This window comes from Bacillus sp. PAMC26543 (assembly GCF_014250375.1).
Lineage (GTDB): Bacteria > Bacillota > Bacilli > Bacillales > Bacillaceae > Bacillus > Bacillus halotolerans.
The window spans coordinates 3,294,445-3,314,120 of record NZ_CP060193.1; the positions used below are offsets into that span (position 1 = coordinate 3,294,445).

18 protein-coding genes and 1 pseudogene are annotated in these 19,676 nt (G+C 45.6%); 6 read left to right on the forward strand and 13 right to left on the reverse strand.

Translation table 11 applies throughout. The features are described 5' to 3' along the window. Window positions 1-9: 9 nt before the first annotated feature. From H7F27_RS16710 to H7F27_RS16740, 7 genes and pseudogenes are all read right to left on the reverse strand, one after another. Window positions 10-1,160 (reverse strand): IS3 family transposase gene (locus H7F27_RS16710; protein WP_185848171.1). Its coding sequence is split into 2 segments (ribosomal slippage): window positions 10-887 and window positions 887-1,160, totalling 1,152 coding nucleotides; the frame shifts between segments, so codons are not numbered across the junction. Window positions 1,161-1,275: 115 nt separating this feature from the next. Then, the gene (locus H7F27_RS16715) at window positions 1,276-1,941 is read right to left on the reverse strand and encodes an NAD(P)H-dependent oxidoreductase (protein ID WP_101860964.1); all 666 of its coding nucleotides are present in this window, start codon (window positions 1,939-1,941) and stop codon (window positions 1,276-1,278) included. 138 nt (window positions 1,942-2,079) lie between these two features. After that, the gene (gene treR / locus H7F27_RS16720) at window positions 2,080-2,796 is read right to left on the reverse strand and encodes a trehalose operon repressor (protein WP_101860963.1); all 717 of its coding nucleotides are present in this window, start codon (window positions 2,794-2,796) and stop codon (window positions 2,080-2,082) included. A gap of 20 nt (window positions 2,797-2,816) precedes the next feature. Then, window positions 2,817-4,505: an alpha,alpha-phosphotrehalase gene (gene treC, locus H7F27_RS16725; RefSeq protein WP_101860962.1), complete on the reverse strand. Its 1,689-nt coding sequence runs from the start codon at window positions 4,503-4,505 to the stop codon at window positions 2,817-2,819. A gap of 73 nt (window positions 4,506-4,578) precedes the next feature. Then, window positions 4,579-5,991, reverse strand: coding sequence for a PTS system trehalose-specific EIIBC component (gene treP, locus H7F27_RS16730; protein WP_185848172.1), 1,413 nt, complete (start codon window positions 5,989-5,991; stop codon window positions 4,579-4,581). 708 nt (window positions 5,992-6,699) lie between these two features. Continuing rightward, window positions 6,700-8,114: pseudogene (locus tag H7F27_RS16735) on the reverse strand (alanine/glycine:cation symporter family protein). Between the two features lie 135 nt (window positions 8,115-8,249). After that, complete coding sequence (locus H7F27_RS16740; RefSeq protein WP_059291655.1) at window positions 8,250-8,642, reverse strand: DnaJ family domain-containing protein; 393 nt, start codon at window positions 8,640-8,642, stop codon at window positions 8,250-8,252. 255 nt (window positions 8,643-8,897) lie between these two features. On the opposite strand from H7F27_RS16740, the gene ltaS reads away from it, so the two are divergent. Next, the gene (gene ltaS / locus H7F27_RS16745; RefSeq protein WP_024120574.1) at window positions 8,898-10,844 is read left to right on the forward strand and encodes a lipoteichoic acid synthase; all 1,947 of its coding nucleotides are present in this window, start codon (window positions 8,898-8,900) and stop codon (window positions 10,842-10,844) included. Window positions 10,845-10,878: 34 nt separating this feature from the next. Here ltaS and nagE read toward each other — a convergent pair whose 3' ends face one another. Continuing rightward, window positions 10,879-12,237, reverse strand: coding sequence for an N-acetylglucosamine-specific PTS transporter subunit IIBC (nagE, locus tag H7F27_RS16750; protein ID WP_024120573.1), 1,359 nt, complete (start codon window positions 12,235-12,237; stop codon window positions 10,879-10,881). Window positions 12,238-12,406: 169 nt separating this feature from the next. Between nagE and map the strand changes: the two genes are divergently transcribed. The 4 genes from map (at window position 12,407) to H7F27_RS16770 (ending at window position 14,101) form a co-directional block, all read left to right on the forward strand. Further along, the gene (gene map, locus H7F27_RS16755) at window positions 12,407-13,156 is read left to right on the forward strand and encodes a type I methionyl aminopeptidase (RefSeq protein WP_024120572.1); all 750 of its coding nucleotides are present in this window, start codon (window positions 12,407-12,409) and stop codon (window positions 13,154-13,156) included. A gap of 73 nt (window positions 13,157-13,229) precedes the next feature. Beyond that, window positions 13,230-13,544, forward strand: coding sequence for a DUF3243 domain-containing protein (locus H7F27_RS16760; RefSeq protein ID WP_103672409.1), 315 nt, complete (start codon window positions 13,230-13,232; stop codon window positions 13,542-13,544). A 104-nt stretch (window positions 13,545-13,648) separates the two neighbouring features. Further along, the gene (locus H7F27_RS16765; RefSeq protein WP_185848173.1) at window positions 13,649-13,804 is read left to right on the forward strand and encodes a hypothetical protein; all 156 of its coding nucleotides are present in this window, start codon (window positions 13,649-13,651) and stop codon (window positions 13,802-13,804) included. Window positions 13,805-13,963: 159 nt separating this feature from the next. Next, a complete protein-coding gene (locus H7F27_RS16770; RefSeq protein WP_024120569.1) occupies window positions 13,964-14,101 on the forward strand; it encodes a YflJ family protein in 138 nt (45 codons plus the stop codon). A 37-nt stretch (window positions 14,102-14,138) separates the two neighbouring features. On the opposite strand, the gene H7F27_RS16775 is transcribed toward H7F27_RS16770, so the two are convergent. After that, window positions 14,139-14,804 carry an MOSC domain-containing protein gene (locus tag H7F27_RS16775; RefSeq protein WP_185848174.1) on the reverse strand — a complete coding sequence of 222 codons (666 nt, stop codon included), beginning with the start codon at window positions 14,802-14,804 and terminating at the stop codon, window positions 14,139-14,141. A 67-nt stretch (window positions 14,805-14,871) separates the two neighbouring features. Here H7F27_RS16775 and H7F27_RS16780 point away from each other — a divergent pair, with 67 nt between their 5' ends. Beyond that, the gene (locus tag H7F27_RS16780) at window positions 14,872-15,147 is read left to right on the forward strand and encodes an acylphosphatase (protein ID WP_010333374.1); all 276 of its coding nucleotides are present in this window, start codon (window positions 14,872-14,874) and stop codon (window positions 15,145-15,147) included. Here the strand turns inward: H7F27_RS16780 and nosA are convergent. The 4 genes from nosA to H7F27_RS16800 all read right to left on the reverse strand — a co-directional run bounded on the left by nosA (window position 15,138) and on the right by H7F27_RS16800 (window position 19,674). Continuing rightward, window positions 15,138-16,229, reverse strand: a complete 1,092-nt coding sequence (nosA, locus tag H7F27_RS16785; protein WP_103672408.1) for a nitric oxide synthase — start codon at window positions 16,227-16,229, stop codon at window positions 15,138-15,140. The two genes, H7F27_RS16780 and nosA, sit on opposite strands and share 10 nt — an antisense overlap. 121 nt (window positions 16,230-16,350) lie before the next feature. Next, window positions 16,351-17,145: an MBL fold metallo-hydrolase gene (locus tag H7F27_RS16790; RefSeq protein ID WP_185848175.1), complete on the reverse strand. Its 795-nt coding sequence runs from the start codon at window positions 17,143-17,145 to the stop codon at window positions 16,351-16,353. Window positions 17,146-17,200: 55 nt separating this feature from the next. Continuing rightward, complete coding sequence (gene citM, locus H7F27_RS16795) at window positions 17,201-18,502, reverse strand: Mg(2+)/citrate complex secondary transporter CitM (protein ID WP_185848176.1); 1,302 nt, start codon at window positions 18,500-18,502, stop codon at window positions 17,201-17,203. 212 nt (window positions 18,503-18,714) lie between these two features. After that, window positions 18,715-19,674 carry a tripartite tricarboxylate transporter substrate binding protein gene (locus H7F27_RS16800; RefSeq protein WP_185848177.1) on the reverse strand — a complete coding sequence of 320 codons (960 nt, stop codon included), beginning with the start codon at window positions 19,672-19,674 and terminating at the stop codon, window positions 18,715-18,717. Window positions 19,675-19,676 lie beyond the last annotated feature (2 nt).

Sequence of the window (19,676 nt, forward strand, 5' to 3'; positions counted from 1 at the left end):
AAACACCTTTTATACAGCCAATTGCCGATAGCTTATCGGTGATTGGCTGTTTAGTTTCGTTTGAATACGAATGTTGTTATAATAATAAATGTATTCTTTGACAGTGCGTTCTACGATGGCGGTCGTGGTTCGATTAATGCTGTTAAGATAGAACGTTTCAGACTTTAGTGAGGAATGAAACGATTCGATGGAGGCATTATCAGCGGGCGTCCCTTTGCGGGACATGCTCATGGTAATGCCTTTTGTTTTAACAGCTTTCTGATACTCATAAGATGTATACACAGATCCTTGGTCACTATGTAACACGCAGTTCTGAGGCAGTGTTGGCAGCTGATCAAGTGTGTTTAAGACAAAGTCTGTGTCCTGCTTATCTCCAATCGTGAAAGCAATTACTTCTCCATTGTATACATCCAATATACTGGAAAGGTACAATTGTTTCTGTCCATAAGGCAAATACTTGATATCCGTTACTAGTTTTTCAAGAGGATGATCGGACTGAAAGTTCCGATCTAATATATTATCAACCACGGCATATGGCTGCCCATTCTTCTTGCGCTTTTTCACCTTAACCCGGCACTGCCACTGATTTTTCTGTATGATACGCTGAACCGTTTTATGGTTAATACGCATTTCCTTTTTTAATATAGCTGTAATTTTTCGATATCCATATCGATACTTGTGCTCTCGGCACAACGTGCCGATTTGTTTTTCCAAATGGCACTTGGGATGATCTTTCATCAGGTTCTTCTTCCAACGATAATAAGACGCTCGTGAGATACCTAAATGAACACAGATATTCTGTACGGTCATTGTGCCGTGCAATCCTTCTACAAGTTCGACTGACGTTTGGCTATCAACTTCCTTTCCAATTCGTTGTACTTTTTTAAAACTTCATTTTGTTGTCTCAGATAACGGTTCTCTGCCTGCAGTTTCTCTAATTCGGAAGAATACTCCGGACCTTTTCCGTAAGTGTATTGCTTACCAACAGGCTGTTCAAATCGATGTGTATCCCCAGCCTTATGCCATCTAGCCCATGTCTGAACCTGCGTCTTATTCTTGATATTCAATTCCTGCATGATCTCTTTCATAGGCACGCCTGCCAATCTCATTTCTACAGCCTTCTGTTTGACTTCAATTGGATAACTCACTCTTGTTCCCATACAAAAAACACCTCCAAGTCTTATTTCGGATAACAACGATCCGTTTTCAAACTTGAAGGTGTTTTTTATTTGTCTCATCTTATGGGGTCAGTCCCTTATCGAGCAGCTTTCTTTTTTATACCCACTTCACAACATCTTCAACTGCAGATCTTGTTTTCGGACGAGGGTCTCGCACACGGTAGCCGAACGCCACCATAACAGAAATATCAAAGCTTCCGTTTTCCAGAAGGCCTTCCTCTTCAAGGATGCGATGAATTTCATCATATCGGAAGCCTTCCACAGGGCAGGAATCAACGCCGATTTGCGCAGCGGCTGTCATCATGTTGCCAAGCGCAATATAGGTTTGTTTGGATGCCCAGTCAAACAGGGTTCTGTCGCTTTCAAGCAAATGCAAATCGTGCTTCTGGAACTCCTCTGTTTTGCTGAGATAGCCTTCATACACGTCTTGCGGCATTTGTTTTACTTCTTTTAAATGACGTTTGATGTAGTCCGCATTATATTTCATATCCTTCGCTGTACGCGCCAGAATCAGGACGAAATGGCTTGCTGTCGGAAGCTGCTTTTGCGCGCCCCATGTGTATTCGCGAAGCTTTTCGCGGAATTCGGGATTTTGGACAACAACGAATTTCCAAGGCTCAAGGCCGAGTGAACTTGGAGACAGTCTTCCTGTTTCTAAAATAAATTCAAAATCGCTGTCTGATACTTTTTTATTCGGGTCAAATTCCTTTGTCGCATGTCTGAAATTGTATGCGTCCAGAATTTGTTTCTTTACATCTGCCATGTTAAGCACCTCTCCTTTTGGTTACTCTCACTTCTATTGTAGCCATTCTCATAAAAAGTAAAAGTACGCACATTTTTGTATGATAGTATCAATTTTGATACCAAGAGAAAAAAGCGCTCTGCCGCAGGCAGGCGCTCTTTATTTTCCCCGTCGCGCAAAATCGACAAACCTGAATTTGTCCAGACGGTGTCTGCTTTCCGTATATTGAAAGAGACTTGTATCCTCTAAAAAGACATAGTTTCTCACAACCACCATATGGTCATAGCCGCGTAAATCAAGCAATTCCCTGTCCTCATCCGTACACGGCTCGGCCACAATTTCTTTCTGCGCGTAACTGATCGAAAGACCAAGCTCTCCTTCAATATATTCATAAATGGAGTTTTCGCAAATTTCTTTCGTCAGGTGAGGCACATGCTTTCTGAAAAAGTAGTCCTTGTCCAAAATGACATGCTCCCCGTCAATCTTTCTTGACCTGATCACTTCCCATATGTCATCATCCGGCTGTGCCCGAATTTGTTTTTGGATCAGATCTGACGGGGGCACCAGCCCGAATTTGTGAACGGCTGTTTTCGTTTCTTTCCCCAAAGTTTGCGCCAGTTCCTTGAAGCTGACAAGCCCAGAGACCGGAAACTGCATTTTTTCACGGTTGAGAATCACGGAGCCTTTCCCCCTGATTTTCTGGATATATCCATTTTGAGCCAGCATGTGAAGCGCCTTTCGAACCGTTTCTCTTGATGTGCCGTACTGTGCGGTCAATTCATGTTCAGACGGAAGAATCTCCTCCGCCTTCCATCGGCCGTCTTCAATTTGCTGTGCGATGTCTTTATAGATTGTGATAAATTTATTCACCTTCATTTATGACCACCCAGCTTAGTTTAGCACGGTTTTGTTAAATGATAAACAATGGACTCGTACGGTCGGAGCGTCATATTCTTCAGTTCTTCTCTCTCTTCATCGTTTGTCAGAAGCACCTCTGCCTTCCACTCGCCGGGCTTCAGCGTGTCCGGCAGTGTAAAGGCTGCCTCCGTCCCGTAAAAATTATTGATGATGAGCAGCTTCTCATTTTCGCCATGTCTCATATACGCAAAAACGTTCGGATCATCCTTTGCGATCAGTTCATACGTTCCCTCCGTGACAATGTCATAGGTTTTTCGGATCTGGATCAGCTTCTGGTAGTGATAAAAGACCGAGTGTTTGTCCTTCAGCGCCGCCTCGGCATTGATCTCCCGGTAATTGCCGGCGGCCGGTATCCATGGCGTGCCTGTTGTAAATCCGGCATTCGGCGTATCATCCCACTGGACGGGTGTTCTGGAATTGTCACGGGATTTTTCCTGTAAAATGGCTAAAATCTCTTTCTCCGCCATGCCTTTTTTCTTGAAGGCGTGATACATGTTCAGCGACTCGACATCCCGATAGGAGCTGATGCCGGTAAACTTCGGATTGGTCATGCCGAGCTCTTCACCCTGATAAATATAAGGCGTGCCCTGCATCATATGAATGGCCGTCGCAAGCATTTTTGCTGATTTCACCCGATATGGACCGTCATTTCCATATCTCGATACAATGCGCGGCTGATCGTGATTGCACCAGAACAAAGCGTTCCAGCCCCCTCCCGCCTGCATCTCCGTCTGCCACACGGATAAGATCTCCTTCAGCTTCAGAAAATCGAACGGAGCCAAGGCCCATTTTTCTCCGTTTGGATAATCGACCTTGAGATGATGGAAGTTAAACGTCATATCAAGCTCTTCGTTGCCCGGATTTGTATAACGGATGCAATGGTCAATCGATGTAGAAGACATCTCACCGACCGTCATGCTGTCATAATGTGAAAACACCTTTTCGTTCATTTCATGCAGAAATTCATGCACCCGCGGCCCGTCAGTGTAAAAGGTACGGCCATCATCGCCGTCTTCCGCATTCGGAAAGCGCTGGTCTTTTGAAATCAGATTAATGACATCAAGCCTGAAGCCATCAATTCCTTTTTCAAACCAAAAATGCATCATCTCATAGACATGCTTTCTGACCTCTTCATTTTCCCAATTCAAATCAGCCTGTGTGACATCAAACAGGTGCAGATAATATTGGCCTGAAGCTTCGTCAAGCTTCCATGCCGAGCCGCCGAATTTCGATTCCCAGTTTGTCGGGGCTGTGCCGTCTTCGTTCGGGTTTTTCCATATATAAAAATCACGGTATGGGCTGTCTTTTGAAGAAATCGCCTCTCTAAACCATTTGTGCTCAGTTGACGTATGATTGACCACAAGATCCATGACGACTTTTAAGCCTCTTTTGTGCGCTTCAGCTAATAAGCGTTCAAAATCTTCCATTGTGCCGTACTCTTGATAAATCGTGTAGTAATCCCGAATATCATACCCATTATCATGCTGCGGCGAGTCGTAAATCGGCGTTAGCCAAAGAACATCAACCTGAAGCGTTTGTAAGTAATCAAGCTTTTCAATAATTCCATTCAAATCGCCAATGCCGTTTCCCGTCGTATCTTTAAAGCTTTTCGGATAAATTTGATAAACCACGGCTTTTTTCCACCATGGTGTTTGTTCTGTTTTCATCTGTCTCCACCACCGTCTTTTTTAATGAAAATGGGAAAAAGGGACCGTCAAAAACACGTCCCGCTCCCCTTTGTTATTTACGTTTCAGTCGCGCATAAGCGTATGTTCCGGCAAACGGAACAATCAAGACAATCACCATTCCGATTGCGAATGCACCCCAGTACTGGCTCATAATCGAGAAAATGCCGGGCACGCCGCCAACACCGACGGAGCTTGCCAAAACGCCTTGAGATGAGATATACATCCCGGCCAGCCCTGAGCTGATCATCGCAATGATAAAAGGAAATCTGTAGCGAAGGTTCACCCCGAATATGGCAGGCTCTGTAATGCCCAGATAAGCGGAAATGCCTGATGTTAAGGAAAGACCTTTTTGTTTCTCATCCTTTACGATAAACATCATCGCCAGCGCCGCTGATCCTTGGGCGATATTTGAAAGCGCCAGCATCGGCCATAAAAATGTGCCTCCGAGCTTAGAGCCGATCAGCTGCAGATCAACTGCCAAAAACGTATGATGCATTCCGGTAATCACCAGCGCTGAGTATAAGCCGCCGTACAGCAGCCCGCCCAGCGCGGCAAATGAGCCGAACACCGAGATAAGCCCCGAAGTTAACACATTCCCGATCGCAAATGTGACCGGACCGATAATGATAAAGGACGCAAAACCCGTCACGAGCAGGGTAATCGGCGCGACGACTAAAAGCTGTATTCCCTCGGGCGTCCGTTTCGTCAAAAACAATTCAATCTTGGCAAGCAAATACGAAGCGAGTAAAATCGGGAGCACCTGCCCTTGGTAGCCGACCTTCTGCACTTCAAGGCCGAAAAGATTCCATACGGGGATCTCTCCGCTTTGTTCCGCGGCGCCATACCCCCACGCATTCAGTAAATCAGGATGCACGAGCATAACGCCGAGCACAATGCCGAGGAGCGGATTGCCGCCAAACCGCTTCACCGCCGACCAGCCGATCAGCGCTGGCAGGAACGTAAAGGCCGTGCCTGCGATTAAATTGATCATATTGGCAAGATCCGCCCACTGCGGGTACACCTGCACAATCGATTTTGTACTGAAGAAAATCCCCTGCGCCGTTAAGATATTGTTGATCCCCATTAAGAGACCCGCCGTGACAATCGCCGGCAAAATCGGAATAAAGATATCTGCAAGCGTTTTCACAGCACGCTGCAAAGGATTCATATTTTTTTCTGAGGCCTTCTTCACGTCATCCTTTGTTGACTCGCCAATCCCCGTTTCCTTGACCAGTTCCGCATATACTTTGTTGACTGTTCCCTGGCCGATCACAACCTGAAACTGCCCGTTTGTCGAAAACGATCCCTTTACAACATCGATTTGATCCAGCACCTCTTGGTCAACCTTGCTTTCATCTATTAACGCAAAGCGTAAACGTGTTACACAATGAGTTGCCGCTGCAATATTTTCAGCACCGCCGACTGCTTCAACAATTTGCCGTGCTGATCTGTTCAGTTCCCCCATGCCAACCCCTCCGTTTGATAACTTGTATATACAACTTATGTTTATATTGTATTCCTGTATATACATGTAGTCAACAACTTTTTATAGCGCTTTCATACTATTCGTAAAGTCATAGAATGGCTTAACAGAAAGGTTACTCTAAAAAGCTAGCAAATGTTTTGAGAGGTGAACCCTATGAATAAACACGAGAATGCCCTGCAAGTTCCTCCGTGAGCTCGAGGCCAACAAGGAAGGGCCGATTTTTCCTATCTCAAGGAAAACACTATTAACAGAAAGCTGCTCAGGGATAGCGTGTTTAGAGGGTTTGACTTCGGAAATGGACTGTGCGGATTTGTTGTATATATCGAAGGAATCGTAAAATCTGAATCTATTCAGGATCACGCCCTCCTTCCTTTTTGCGGCATCTGAAGGATGAAATAGAGAAAGACGAAGAATCTCTGCCAATACGCTGTCTATTTCCAGTGTATTGGCAGAGACGAGTTTGAAACTATTATTTTGTCGACGTCAAAATGCCTGATTGTAAAAATGAAAGGCGGCTAAAGGAGAAGCATTGAAGAACCGATCGCCGAGTCCGCCATCAGAGGTTCAAGAGAGGCTTTACAGAAAGCCTCAGAGTCAATAACGCTCATTAATGTGGTGATGCGATCTTGCTGCCTTTGTTCATCTAATTGATCATCAAGAGTAAGACGATGTTGAGTTCCAAAAACCCTAAGAGTTTTCAGCTTCTTTTGTCTGGTAAACAGCACTCTGTTTCGTTTTTCTTCTATCTTTCAGGTAATACTGTTCAGATGTGAAAAATTCGGTATACAGCGCTTTTACCTTCTTGCTCAATAATAACAGCGCAATCACATTCGGAACGAGAATAAAAACTAACGCTAAGTCCAGAAAGCCCCAGATGGCTTTTGCTCCGCCGGCGGCACCTATGATAATAGCCGCTAAATAAACGAATTTAATGACATGTCCCGACAGCCGTCCGAATAGAAATTCAGCTTGTTTTACGCCGTAAAATATGACAACCATAATGGTCGAGACAACAAAAAAGACGAGAGAAATCGAAACGAAGTACCCTCCGCCAGATCCGAAATAATGATGAAATGCAGCCGTAGTCAATGCTGCTGGGTCACTTGAGGCGTTCTTCCCTGTCCAGACACCCGATGCAAGGACGACAAACGCCGTGGTGGTGCAGATAATCAAGGTGTCAATGACAATTCCGATCACAGACCAGAAGCCTTGTCTTACGGGGTGGTCAGTCATTGCCGCTGCATGTGCAATCGGGGCTGTTCCCATCCCGGCTTCATTAGAATACAGGCCGCGGGCAAACCCCCAGCGGATGGTTTCAGCCAAAGCAGCGCCTGCGAATCCTCCTGCTGCCGAAGAAGAAGTAAACGCATTCGAAAAAATAAGAGAGAAAAACACCGGCACAGATGAAAGATTCATAAGAACAATCAGGAGACCGGCTCCCGCGTATGCACCTGCCATGAGAGGCACAACAAACTCAGTTACTTTTCCGATCCGCTTCACCCCGCCAATTACAACTAAACCAATGAAAACGCGATGCCGATTCCGGCGTATATTTTATTGAAAGAAAACGTTTCGGCAAGAGAGACTGAAACTGAATTCCCCTGAACCATTATGCTTGGAATCAGCTCTACGATCAGTGCAACAGAAAAAAACACGCCGAGCCATTTCATGCGCAGCCCTTTTGTTATGTAATACATCGGTCCCCCGACAAATTCACCCTGCTCATTTTTTTCTCTGTAATGAACCGCAAGCACACTTTCTGAAAACTTAATTGCCATAGCAAATAAGGCAACCAGCCACATCCAAAAAACAGCCCCGGGACCGCCAAACATGGTAGCCGCAGGCACTCCGACAATGTTCGCCGCCCCAATCGTCGAACTGAGGGCTGATGTCAATGCCTGAAGCGGCGTAACTGTCCCCTCTCCCTTCGGCTTTTTTCCTACGCTGCCGATCGTCTGCTTCAAAATATATAAAGGATAGCGAAATTGAAAAAACTTCAGCAAAATGGTGAAGTACAATCCCGTCCCCGTCAGTAAGATAATTAGCGGCGGCCCCCACAGCCAATCAGATATACGCTCTACCCATTCTAATAGTTGTTGCATCCCATCACCCTTTCCCTTTTATGGGTCAATTCCCCACAGATGGAAAAACATAAACCTTTTAGGGCAGACAGAACTAAGTCAAATTGAGGAAGAAAGGACGCTGGACGGCTAAAAAACATCGCCTGACAAGGAAAACTAAGTGGAAGAAGGTCTGTTTCGCCCCAGCCGCTCATATACTTGATTCTTATAAAACGATGACGCTGGTTTGGAAAACATGCCTTTTTTGTCGGCAAGCTTATCGAGCATCAGCTGCTTTTCTGATTTTTTTCTTACTAATTGCTCACGTTCCTTTTCGTCATAGCACTTGGAGATTAAATGGTTGAGAGTCATAAGCTCTTTTTTAAGTGCACCCTCATCCTCAGCCATCCCTGCATTTTTTAACATTCGGTAGCCCATCCGCAGGGATTCCGGCAAGTGGGCCGCATCATCCTTTGGCAGCGGTTTTCCCATTCCCGGCAGGTTGTCAAATTCTCCGTCTTTGATGGCGCGTTTAATCTTATCTTCAGACACAATATGAGAATAATCCATCGTCCCACCTCTTTTCATTAATGAACATATTTTATCATACAGCTGTCACAAACCATATTATTCCTTTATTTACAGTAATAAACCTGCTTTTACATCTGGCAAATTCCTAAGAAAACGTTGATTCGACGGCGTTTTTCGCCACTTTTTCCATCGGACGATTTTCACTTTTCTAATCCGCTGATTCGTGTTATATTGGATACGTTCGTTTTTTCTATCGTTTCGCTCGAACTGTGATCGGAAAAAAGGAGTGTAACAATGAAAACATTTATAAAAGAAAGAGGACTGGCCTTCTTCTTAATTGCGGTCGTCCTGTTATGGGTAAAGACGTATGTCGGTTATGTCCTGAACTTCAATTTAGGAATAGACAACACGATCCAGAAAATATTGCTTTTTGTGAATCCGCTCAGCTCAAGCTTATTCTTTCTTGGATTTGGACTTTTGTTCAAGAAAAAATTACAGCAGACAGCCATCATAGTGATTCATTTTTTAATGTCTTTTTTACTGTACGCAAACATTGTGTATTACCGATTCTTCAATGATTTTATTACGATTCCGGTCATTATGCAGGCTAAAACAAACGGCGGCCAACTCGGTGACAGCGCATTTTCGCTGATGAGACCGACTGACGCCTTTTACTTTATCGATACGATCATTCTGATTATCTTAGCGATTAAAGTGAACAAGCCTGCCGATACGTCTAACAAAAAATCATTCCGAATCGTTCTTGCGTCTTCGATTCTCGTTTTCTTAATCAACCTGGCAGTTGCGGAGTCAGACCGTCCTGAATTGCTGACAAGATCATTTGACCGAAACTATCTTGTCAAATATTTAGGAACATACAATTTCACGATTTATGACGCTGTGCAGAATGTCAAATCCAACAGCCAGCGCGCACTTGCCGATTCAAGCGATGTAACGGAAGTTGAGAACTACATGAAAGCCAATTACGATGTGCCGAACAATGTGTATTTCGGCAAAGCGGAAGGAAAAAACGTCATTTACGTTTCACTTGAATCTTTACAGTCCTTTATCATCGACTATAAAATTGATGGCAAAGAAGTGACACCGTTCTTAAATAAACTGGCGCACGATAACGAAACGTTCTACTTTGATAACTTTTTCCACCAAACAGGACAAGGTAAAACATCGGATGCAGAATTTATGATGGAAAACTCTCTGTACCCGCTGGCCCAGGGTTCCGTTTTCGTTAATAAAGCGCAAAACACGCTTCAATCCGTTCCGGCGATTTTGAAGTCTAAAGATTACACATCTGCTACGTTCCACGGGAATACGCAGACGTTCTGGAACCGAAACGAAATGTACAAAGCGGAAGGCATTGATAAGTTCTTCGATTCTGCTTACTATGACATGAACGAAGAAAACACGAAAAACTACGGCATGAAAGATAAACCGTTCTTTAAAGAATCAATGCCGCTGTTAGAAAGCCTGCCGCAGCCGTTCTATACGAAGTTCATTACCCTGTCTAACCACTTCCCATTCGGAATGGATGAGGGGGATACTGACTTCCCGGCTGGAGACTTTGGCGACTCTGTCGTCAACAACTACTTCCAGTCAGCCCATTACCTTGATCAGTCCATTGAACAATTTTTCAATGACCTGAAAAAAGACGGGTTATATGATAAATCGGTTATCGTGATGTACGGAGACCACTACGGCATCTCTGAAAACCACAATAACGCGATGGCGAAAGTGCTTGGCAAAGATGAAATTACCGATTATGACAACGCCCAGCTTCAGCGGGTGCCGCTCTTTATTCACGCTGCCGGCGTGAAGGGCGAAAAAGTTCATAAATATGCCGGAGACGTCGATGTGGCTCCAACCCTTCTGCATTTGCTCGGAGTGGATACGAAAGACTACTTGATGTCCGGTTCTGATATTTTATCTAAAGAACACCGTGAAGTAATTCCGTTCCGCAACGGAGACTTTATATCACCGAAGTACACGAAAATATCCGGCAAGTACTATGACACAAAAACCGGGAAACAGCTTGATGAATCTGAGATCGACAAGTCAGAAGACTCACTCGTCAAGAAGGAACTCGAAATGTCCGATAAAATCATAAACGGAGACCTGCTGCGTTTCTACAACCCGAAAGGTTTTACAAAGGTGAACCCTTCCGATTATGATTACACAAAACACGGCGAGGATTCAGAGACGTCAACAGAAGACGAAGATAAATAAGAAAAAAGCAGAGAGGCTGGCCTCTCTGCTTTTTTTATTTCACTGCAGCACGTAATTCCTCTGCCGCAAACTCTACATTCGGGCCAATAATGACTTGTACTGATTGCCCGCCCGATTTGACGACTCCTTTTGCGCCTGCTTTCTTTAATAACGCTTCATTTACTAAAGACGTATCTTTCACTGTCAGTCTCAGCCTTGTCGCACAGTGATCAATCGTCTGCAGGTTTTCTTTTCCGCCAAGCCCCTTCAGCATGATGTTTTCATTGACAGACTGTGCTGTGTTCTCGTCCAGCACTTCATCCAAGTCATCATCCTCACGTCCCGGCGTTTTCAAATTCAACGTCTTAATTAAGACGTAAAACACGACAAAGTATACAGCCGCATAGCATATACCTACCAGAAGCAGCAGCAGCGGCTTTTCTGCAATACCGTAGCTCAAAAGATAATCGATCGCACCGGCTGAAAAAGAAAATCCAGAGCGTATGCCGAGCAAATTAACGATGAATAACGACAGTCCGGTTAAGACTGCATGCACAGCGTATAACAGCGGAGATAAAAACATAAACGCAAACTCAATTGGCTCCGTAATCCCTGTGATAAACGCAGTCAACGCAAAACCGATCATCATTCCGGCCGTTGCTTTTCGTTTTGACGGCTTGGCAGTCACAATCATTGCCAGACATGCCGCCGGAAGGCCGAACATCATAATCGGGAAGAATCCCGTCATGTATGTGCCCGCTGTCGGGTCTTTAGCGAAAAAGCGCGCCAAATCACCTGTCACTCCGTTATATTCGCCGAATTGGAACCAGAAAATATTATTGAGCACGTGGTGAAGACCGAGCGGAATTAACAGCCTGTTGAATAAGCCGAATATGCCCGCGCCGATTCCGCCAAGCCCAAGCATCCACTCCCCAAACGCGTTAATTCCCGATTGAATCGGCGGCCATATCGAACCGAATATTCCTGCTAAAATGATTGTAAAAATAGCGGTGACAATCGGCACAAGCCGTCTGCCGCTGAAGAATCCGAGATATTCCGGCAGTTTTGTATCCTTAAAGCGGTTATAGGTGTAACCCGCAATTAAACCGGCAATAATTCCCCCAAATACCGCCATGTTGTTTGCTTCATTAATCGATTTTGTTGCCGCGTCGAGCATCAGATACGAAATCGCCCCAGATAAACCCGCGGCCCCATTGCTGTCCTTTGAAATGCCGATGGCAATCCCAATCGCAAATATAAGCGGCAGGTGATCAAAAACAGCAGTTCCCGCTTGATAAACAAACGGGATATCGAATAAATCCTCCCTGCCAAGTGCAAGGATAATCCCGACTGCAGGCAAAACCGCAATCGGGAGCATAAATGACTTTCCAAGCTTTTGTAAAAATGAAAGCATACCCATCCCCCTCTTACCCTTTTTTAAAAATATACCATACAAGATATCTAGTGATCTATACCAATTTTCCCGGCATATTTCTTTTTTCCCAGGTTCGCGTGTTTCCTATTCTAGAGCCAATTGTGGTAAGCTTAAACTAGATTATTTAAAAAGAAAGCGGGAATGACAGATGATTGTAACAAACGATCAAGAATTAGAAGGCCTGAAAAAAATCGGCCGAATCGTAGCGCTGGCGCGTGAAGAAATGAAACGGAAAGCAGAGCCCGGCATGAGTACAAAAGACCTTGACCTTATCGGAAAAGCGGTGCTTGACGAGCATGGCGCTGTTTCGGCTCCGCAAAAAGAATACGACTTTCCTGGTGTTACATGCATCAGCGTAAATGATGAAGTGGCGCATGGTATTCCAAGCACATCCACTATTTTAAAAGCCGGAGATCTTGTGAACATTGATATCTCTGCTGAATTCGGCGGTTTCTACTCCGATACAGGCATCTCGTTTGTCCTCGGTGAAGGAGAAGAACGTCTTCACAAGCTATGCCAATGCGCAGAGGATGCCTTCCAAAAAGGGCTGCAGCAGGCAAAAGCCGGCAAGCGCCAAAATCAGATCGGGAGAGCCGTTTATCATGAAGCACGTTCTAAAGGATTTACCGTCATTAAAACCCTGACCGGCCACGGAATCGGCAGAAGCCTTCACGAAGCGCCGAACCACATCATGAACTATTATGATCCATTTGATAACGCGCTTTTCAAAAACGGCACAGTGATCGCACTTGAACCATTCATTTCAACAAAAGCGGAAACCATCGTCGAAGCTGGAGACGGCTGGACCTTTAAGACGCCGGATAAAAGCATGGTCGCCCAAGTTGAGCACACCATCGTCATCACCAAAGACGAGCCGATTATCCTGACAAAGCTGTAAAAACACATTTCGTATGTTTAACCTCCTCCTTTTACAGGTAAATCATCACTATTCTGCAGGAGGAGGCACTGTAATGAACAGAGATCAAGAAAAAATCCAAATTGAAAACGAAATGAATGCAATGCACGGAACAATAAAAGAAGAAATGTTAAAAGACTTTGAAGAATTTAAAGACTACCTGAAAAAACAAGTTAACCGGGGCAAGAAATTAGGATTAGATGACGGCAAGCTTGTCAAAAGCGCTGCGATCCTGGGAGACTACCTCGCAAAGCATGAAGAGCCGCAAAACGGCGAAGAAATGCTGCTTCAGGAACTTTGGAGCGTTGCGGATGATGATGAGAAAAAACATTTGGCACAGCTATTAGTCAAATTGGTTGAGAAACAATAAAACACCTAAGCCGGGCGTATGCCCGGCTTCTTTATATTGTCACAGCCCGGCCCATCCAGATATGCTACACTAGGATTAATGTCTTGAAAGGAGCCTTTGTCCGCATGTGGTTTATTATTTTTGGAATCGTCTTTTTTATTGAAGGCATCATCATGACCGTTTTCGGCATGAAGAAAAAAAACGGGATGCTTACATATATCGGTATTGTGTTCAGCATCATGACACTTGGCATTGTCGTGCTGAAACTCACCGGGCATTAAAATCATATTCAGCGTTTACTCCGCATATACATACAGGAAGAACGTTCGCATCACTAGTTCGAAAGACTCAGTTTTTCCCGCATCTCTTTTCAGCATCTTTTGATAGATGTTACAATGCCAATCGTTTGGTCAATCAGATAGGGAAAGGAGTTTTCTGACATGCATTACGGCAGTAAAGGCTGGTATGTGGCAGAATTAAAAAAGCAGGGTATCACGAAATATGAAGGAAGAAAGCTTCAAAGCTATAAAACCTATTTTCTTGCCAACCTGCTTGAAACAAAGACAAAACAATCCTGACATGGTAAAGCCGCGCACGTTTAGATGCGCGGCTTTTTTATTGAATCGGAAGCATCCTGTCCCGTTTTTTGATAAAGGAAGATCTCCAGCTTTCCGACAATGCTTCTTCACTTAAAATCCGTTCAATGGCGGCGAGATTTTTTGTGTCATGGTATTTGATATGGTTTGCGAATTGGACGGATATGTCTTTTTCGCCTCTGGACAGCAGTTCGAGCTTTGCATCCGGAGCGACCCTGCCCTCTTCCAGCACGCGAAAATAAAATCCTGTATATCCGGTTTGCTGAACTTTCAGCACCATATCCTTCACACCAAACTTTTTGGCAAGTTTTATACACGGCTGACGCGGCTGGCTGACCTGAACAACAGCATCATCAAGCTGAAAGACATCCCCTATGCAAACGTCCTCCTCAGTCAGGCCTTGCACCGTAAGATTTTCACCAAACGCGGCGGCCGGGAGCGATCTTGAGAGAAACTCCGTCCAAAACGGATAGTGCTCCGCGGAATAGACACAGACAGCCTTATCAGGGCCGCCATGATTGACGAGGTCCGCCTGTCCGTCTCCCTCAAAATTCTCCCGATACAGCATCACTGCGGAATCTGCCGGCCGCTTCATAATGCCGGTCTCTATTTTCTTTCCGTCATATTCAAGCGTCTGCGGCTTTCCCAGATTAAGAGAAAGAATGGAATAATGAGCTGATGTCATACAAACACAACTCCTTTACAGGATATAAAATGATTGATTATCATAAAAAGAAAAGGTGGTTTTTTACATGCTTCAATATCGAATCGTTGCTGACGGCCGGGTTCAAGGTGTCGGTTTCCGCTACTTTGTTCAAGCGGAAGCCGATAAGCATAAACTCACCGGCTGGGTCAAAAACCGTGATGACGGGCGTGTCGAGATTTTGGCCGAAGGGCCGGAAAACGCCTTGCAATCATTTCTTGAGGCCGTGAAGAAAGGCAGCCCCTTTTCAAAGGTTACCGGCATCTCTGTCACTGAATCCAGCAGCCTTGAAGGCCATCACCGGTTTTCAATTGTCTATTCGTAAGGCTTATCCTGATAAAAGTAATTCGGCTTGACGATTGAATTGTCATAAGATCGGTGAAAAATATGTGTGGAGGCGGGTGAAATCGGCGGTATCAGCCACGTCCAGTCACCCGTCAGCTTTCTGCCCGCTTCTTCCTCCTGTTCTTCAAACCGTTTAAACTGGCTTGCAGCCGTGTGATGATCGACGATGCTGACGCCGTGCTTTTTATACGAGTGCAAGACAGCTTTATTCAATTCAACAAGCGCCTGATCCTTCCATAAATCCGCATTGTAATCAGTGGCAATACCGATAACGGATGCCACTTTTTTGAGCTTATCATACCGCTTTTCATCAGCCAGATTTCTCGCACCGATCTCCGTTCCCATATACCAGCCGTTAAACGGTGCGGCATTATAATGAACGCCCCCGATCTCAAGCCTCATATCCGCAATAATCGGCACGCCGTACCATTGCAGCTTCAGGTCAGAAAACGCTTCGAATTCCGGGTGGGTCAGCGGAACTTCTATCACCAGTGACCGGGGCAGCTCATACCAGACCGGCTGTTGGTCACCCTTCATGCGGAAAATAAGCGGCAGCAAATCAAAATCAGTTCGCTCTCCGCGCCAGCCGAGCTGCTCACAGGCTGCGGTGAGAGAACGGGAAGCAGGATCGCCGATTCTTTCTCCGTCGGATTCATATCCCGCATACCGGATCAGCTGATGATTCCAGATCTCAACTTGCTTTTCGCCCTTCTCTTCCGGAGGGAAAATCGTAATGGTCGGCCTGATTTTCCCGTTATTTGTGGCGGTTTCAATGTGATGAAACAGAGCGTCCCGTACTTCTTCTTTAGTCCGGACGTCACGTCTGTCAATGACATTCAGCGAGTTCCAGAACAGTCTGCCGATGCAGCGGTTGCTGTTTCTCCAAGCCATTTTCGCCCCGTGCGCTAGCTCTTCCTTTGTATGTACATAGCTTCCAGTCCGGTCAATCTCACTTTTAATGTCATCGAGACGGTCTTGCGCTTCATCCTCCTTTCCGAGTTCCTGATAGCAATTGGCAATAAACGCTTTCGCTTCGTTCCAGAGTATTTCTTTATCTTCCAACAAACTCTCTCCTCCAAATCGCATTCATGCTTCTCATTGTATCGTTTTTGAGCGGGAAGACAAATGATTTTTCTGCATCTTCTTGGAAAAACAAATAAAAAAACACCCGCGTTTGCGAGTGTCAAAGGGATGATAAATGATGGGCCAATTCCATTAAATCACTGCGAAAGTTTCTGCCTGTCATTGGGATGCCGTGCCCGGTCAGCAGCGCTTCCGGTTCTCGTTCGGCAAGTCTTTGAATCGACTCGGCGGCCATCTCAGTGTCAGGTGTGAAATAAGCCGGCGGGCCGTGAAGCTCCTGTTTTTGAATGAAGACGTCAGCCATTTTTTCCTGTTCAACTGTAATCACCGCATCGCCAGCGACAAGCACACGGCCGTCCTCGCGGAATAATGAAATATGGCCCGGTGTGTGGCCCGGTGTTGCGATCCAGATCCACTCGTCCAAAAACGGAACAGTGCCGTCTTCAGGCAGTGCTTGAACATGAGCGGAAATATCGATCGAATGGCGCGGAAACAGCGGCGACAGCTTGGCAACCAGACCGCTTTTGCTGTCTGGCCTCGCCGGCGGATAATCCTCTTTTCCGGTCACAAAAGGCATTTCCCGCGAATGGACATAAACAGGAACATCCCAATGCTCAAGGATCTCTTCAATGGCCCCGATATGATCAAAGTGCCCGTGTGTCAGAATAATGGCCTTCAAGTGGTAGTCATCACCGAATCTTTGTTTTGCTTCGTTTAAAATCATGCCGGCTGATTGAGGCATGCCGGCATCTATTAAAATAAATGAATGAGGTTCAGAAGGATACTGAATAAAATAGACATTCGCAATTTGCACGGTCAGACCATGTACACCCTCTGCGGCCTCGAACCCAGTCCCGCTTCTGACTGAAGTCAGCGGCATATAAGGATTACTCATGAAGACACCTCCGGTACGTTGTATGCCGTTAGTGTATGTCATTCCGCCTGAATTATCATGCAGAAATCGAAATGGCACCGATCAATAAAGCGGTAACCGTCATGACAATCACGGCGAGAACCGCCCATTTCAAAGCGAATTTTTGATGATCGTCAATTGAGACACCGACAAGCCCGACAAGCAAATGTGTTGATGGCACTAGCGGACTCAGCATATGAATCGGCTGCCCGATAATTGAGGCTCTGGCAATTTCGACTGTATCAACACCGTATGCGACAGCCGTTTCTGATAAAATCGGCAGCACTCCGTAAAAATACGCGTCATTCGGCATGAGAAATGTGAAAATGCCGCTAGTTAATGCTACAATTGCCGGGATCAAGCCGCCCATTTGTTCAGGAATCATCGACACAAGCGAAATCGCCATTTCGTCAACCATTTTCGTGCCTGTTAAAATTCCCGTAAAAACGCCTGCTGCAAAGATCATGGAGCCAATGGCCAGCACGTTGCTTGAATGTGCTGAAATACGCTGTCTCTGATGATCGAGGTTCGGATAATTCACAATGAGTGCAATACAGAATGCGATGACAAACAGCACCGTTAAACTGACTTTGCCTGATACTAAAAATCCTATCAATGAAAGCGTTAACAACAAATTGAACCGCCAAAGCTTCGGCCGCTTCCACTCATCTTCAACCGAAGCGGCTGGTTCGTTGACATCGGCCGGCTGTTTCAGCTCAATCACACCGAGCCGTTTGCGCTCCGCTTTACCCAGCACATACGAAACTGCGACCATACAAAGCATTCCGCTTGCGATCACAGGGATCATCGGCCCGGTCAGCTCAGCCGGATCAACCCCAAGCGCGCTCGCCGCCCGCGGCGTCGCGCCTCCCCACGGAATCGTATTCATAATCCCCATGCCGACTCCGGCGATTCCCGCCAATATAATCGGCCGGATGCCGAGCAGCAGATAGAGCGGAAGCATCGCGCTTGTTGTAATCATATAGGTTGTTGAACCGTCTCCATCCAAAGCAACGAGCATCGTAAGAACCGCTGTCCCGACAACGATTTTTAACGGATCGCCTTTGACCATATTTAATATTTTGGCAACCATCGGATCAAAAAGCCCAGTGTCAATCATAATACCAAAATATAAAATCGCAAACATAATCATAACAGCCGTCGGCGCCACCTGTTGAATCCCCGAGATCATCATATCGCCAACTTCAGTGAACCCGAAACCGGCTATCAGCGCAAACACAATCGGTGTCAGAACCAATGCCGTCAGGACAGAAAGCCGTTTTGTCATGATCAATACCATAAACACAAGCATCATAAGAAATCCTAAGATTGCTAACACATTCATTCCCCCTTTAAATGAATCCGCTTACATTTTATCCCCTATTCCCCTTTTGCCTTTTGCCTTTTGCCTTTTTGTCATCGTATGAGAAAAACGTTCTCAAGTAAATAATTTGTTTTTTTTGTATTTTTAATTTTTTAAAACCGTTTTGTTCTTTTTGGTCATTTCTCAAACACAAAAAAGCATTCCGCCTACGGCAGAATACTTTTTGCTTAATTGCCTGTCATGATGGTTTGATAAAACGCTGATTGTTCTTCAAGAAACCGTTTCGTTTCCTTGCTGTTTAAATAAAAGCTCTCCCAGTCCTGCTCGTTTATTTTCTGCTTCCATTCGGGCGAGGATGTCACCTTTTTTAATACTTGGTCCCAGTAAGAAATCTCTTCCTCAGACATGTTTTTCGGTCCCAGCACCCCTCTCCAATGAGAGAAGACAAACGGAATGCCCTGCTCTTTCCACGTCGGCACTTTTGGAAAACCGGGCAGCCTTTTATCTGACGTGACGGCGGCTAATGTAATCTCACCGTTTCGCTCGTACGGCTTGGCTTCTGAAACAGTCATGGAAGCTGCTTCTATCTCATGCCTGATAAGCGCCTGGATCAATTCTTCACTGCTGTCAAACTGTAAAAACTCAATGTCGAAAGGGTCAATCCCGTACATATCAGCGGCTCTGACGAACGAGAGCTGATCGTCATTGCCAAGCCCCGGGGAAAAACCGATTTTGACTTTGCCAGGATGCTTCTTGATCTCTTTCAGCACATCCTTTCCGCTTTTCAGCGCCGACCCTTTCGGAAGAGCGACAGTCTGCCATTCCTTAGCGAGAATCGCCAGCGGCGTAAAATCATCAGTTTTTAATTTACTTTGTCCGAGCAGGTAATTGCTCAGGATTAAACTGGACATCATACTGATAGTCTTCCTGCCGCTTTGGTTGACATATTTCCAGCCTTTATCGCCTCCGCTCCCGGGCTTATACACAATATGAATCCCGCCTTTCATCAGCTGTTTTTGCCTGAGCACGGATTGAATCGCCTGCGCCGTTACATCCCAGCCCCCGGAAGGCTCGGCAGGCACAACGATCTCAACCGGCCCGTCCGGCAGACGGGGAGCGGCCGCCTTCCGGATGTCACCTTGCATGAAGACCAATAGACAAATAAATATGATCACAAGTTTTTTCATCG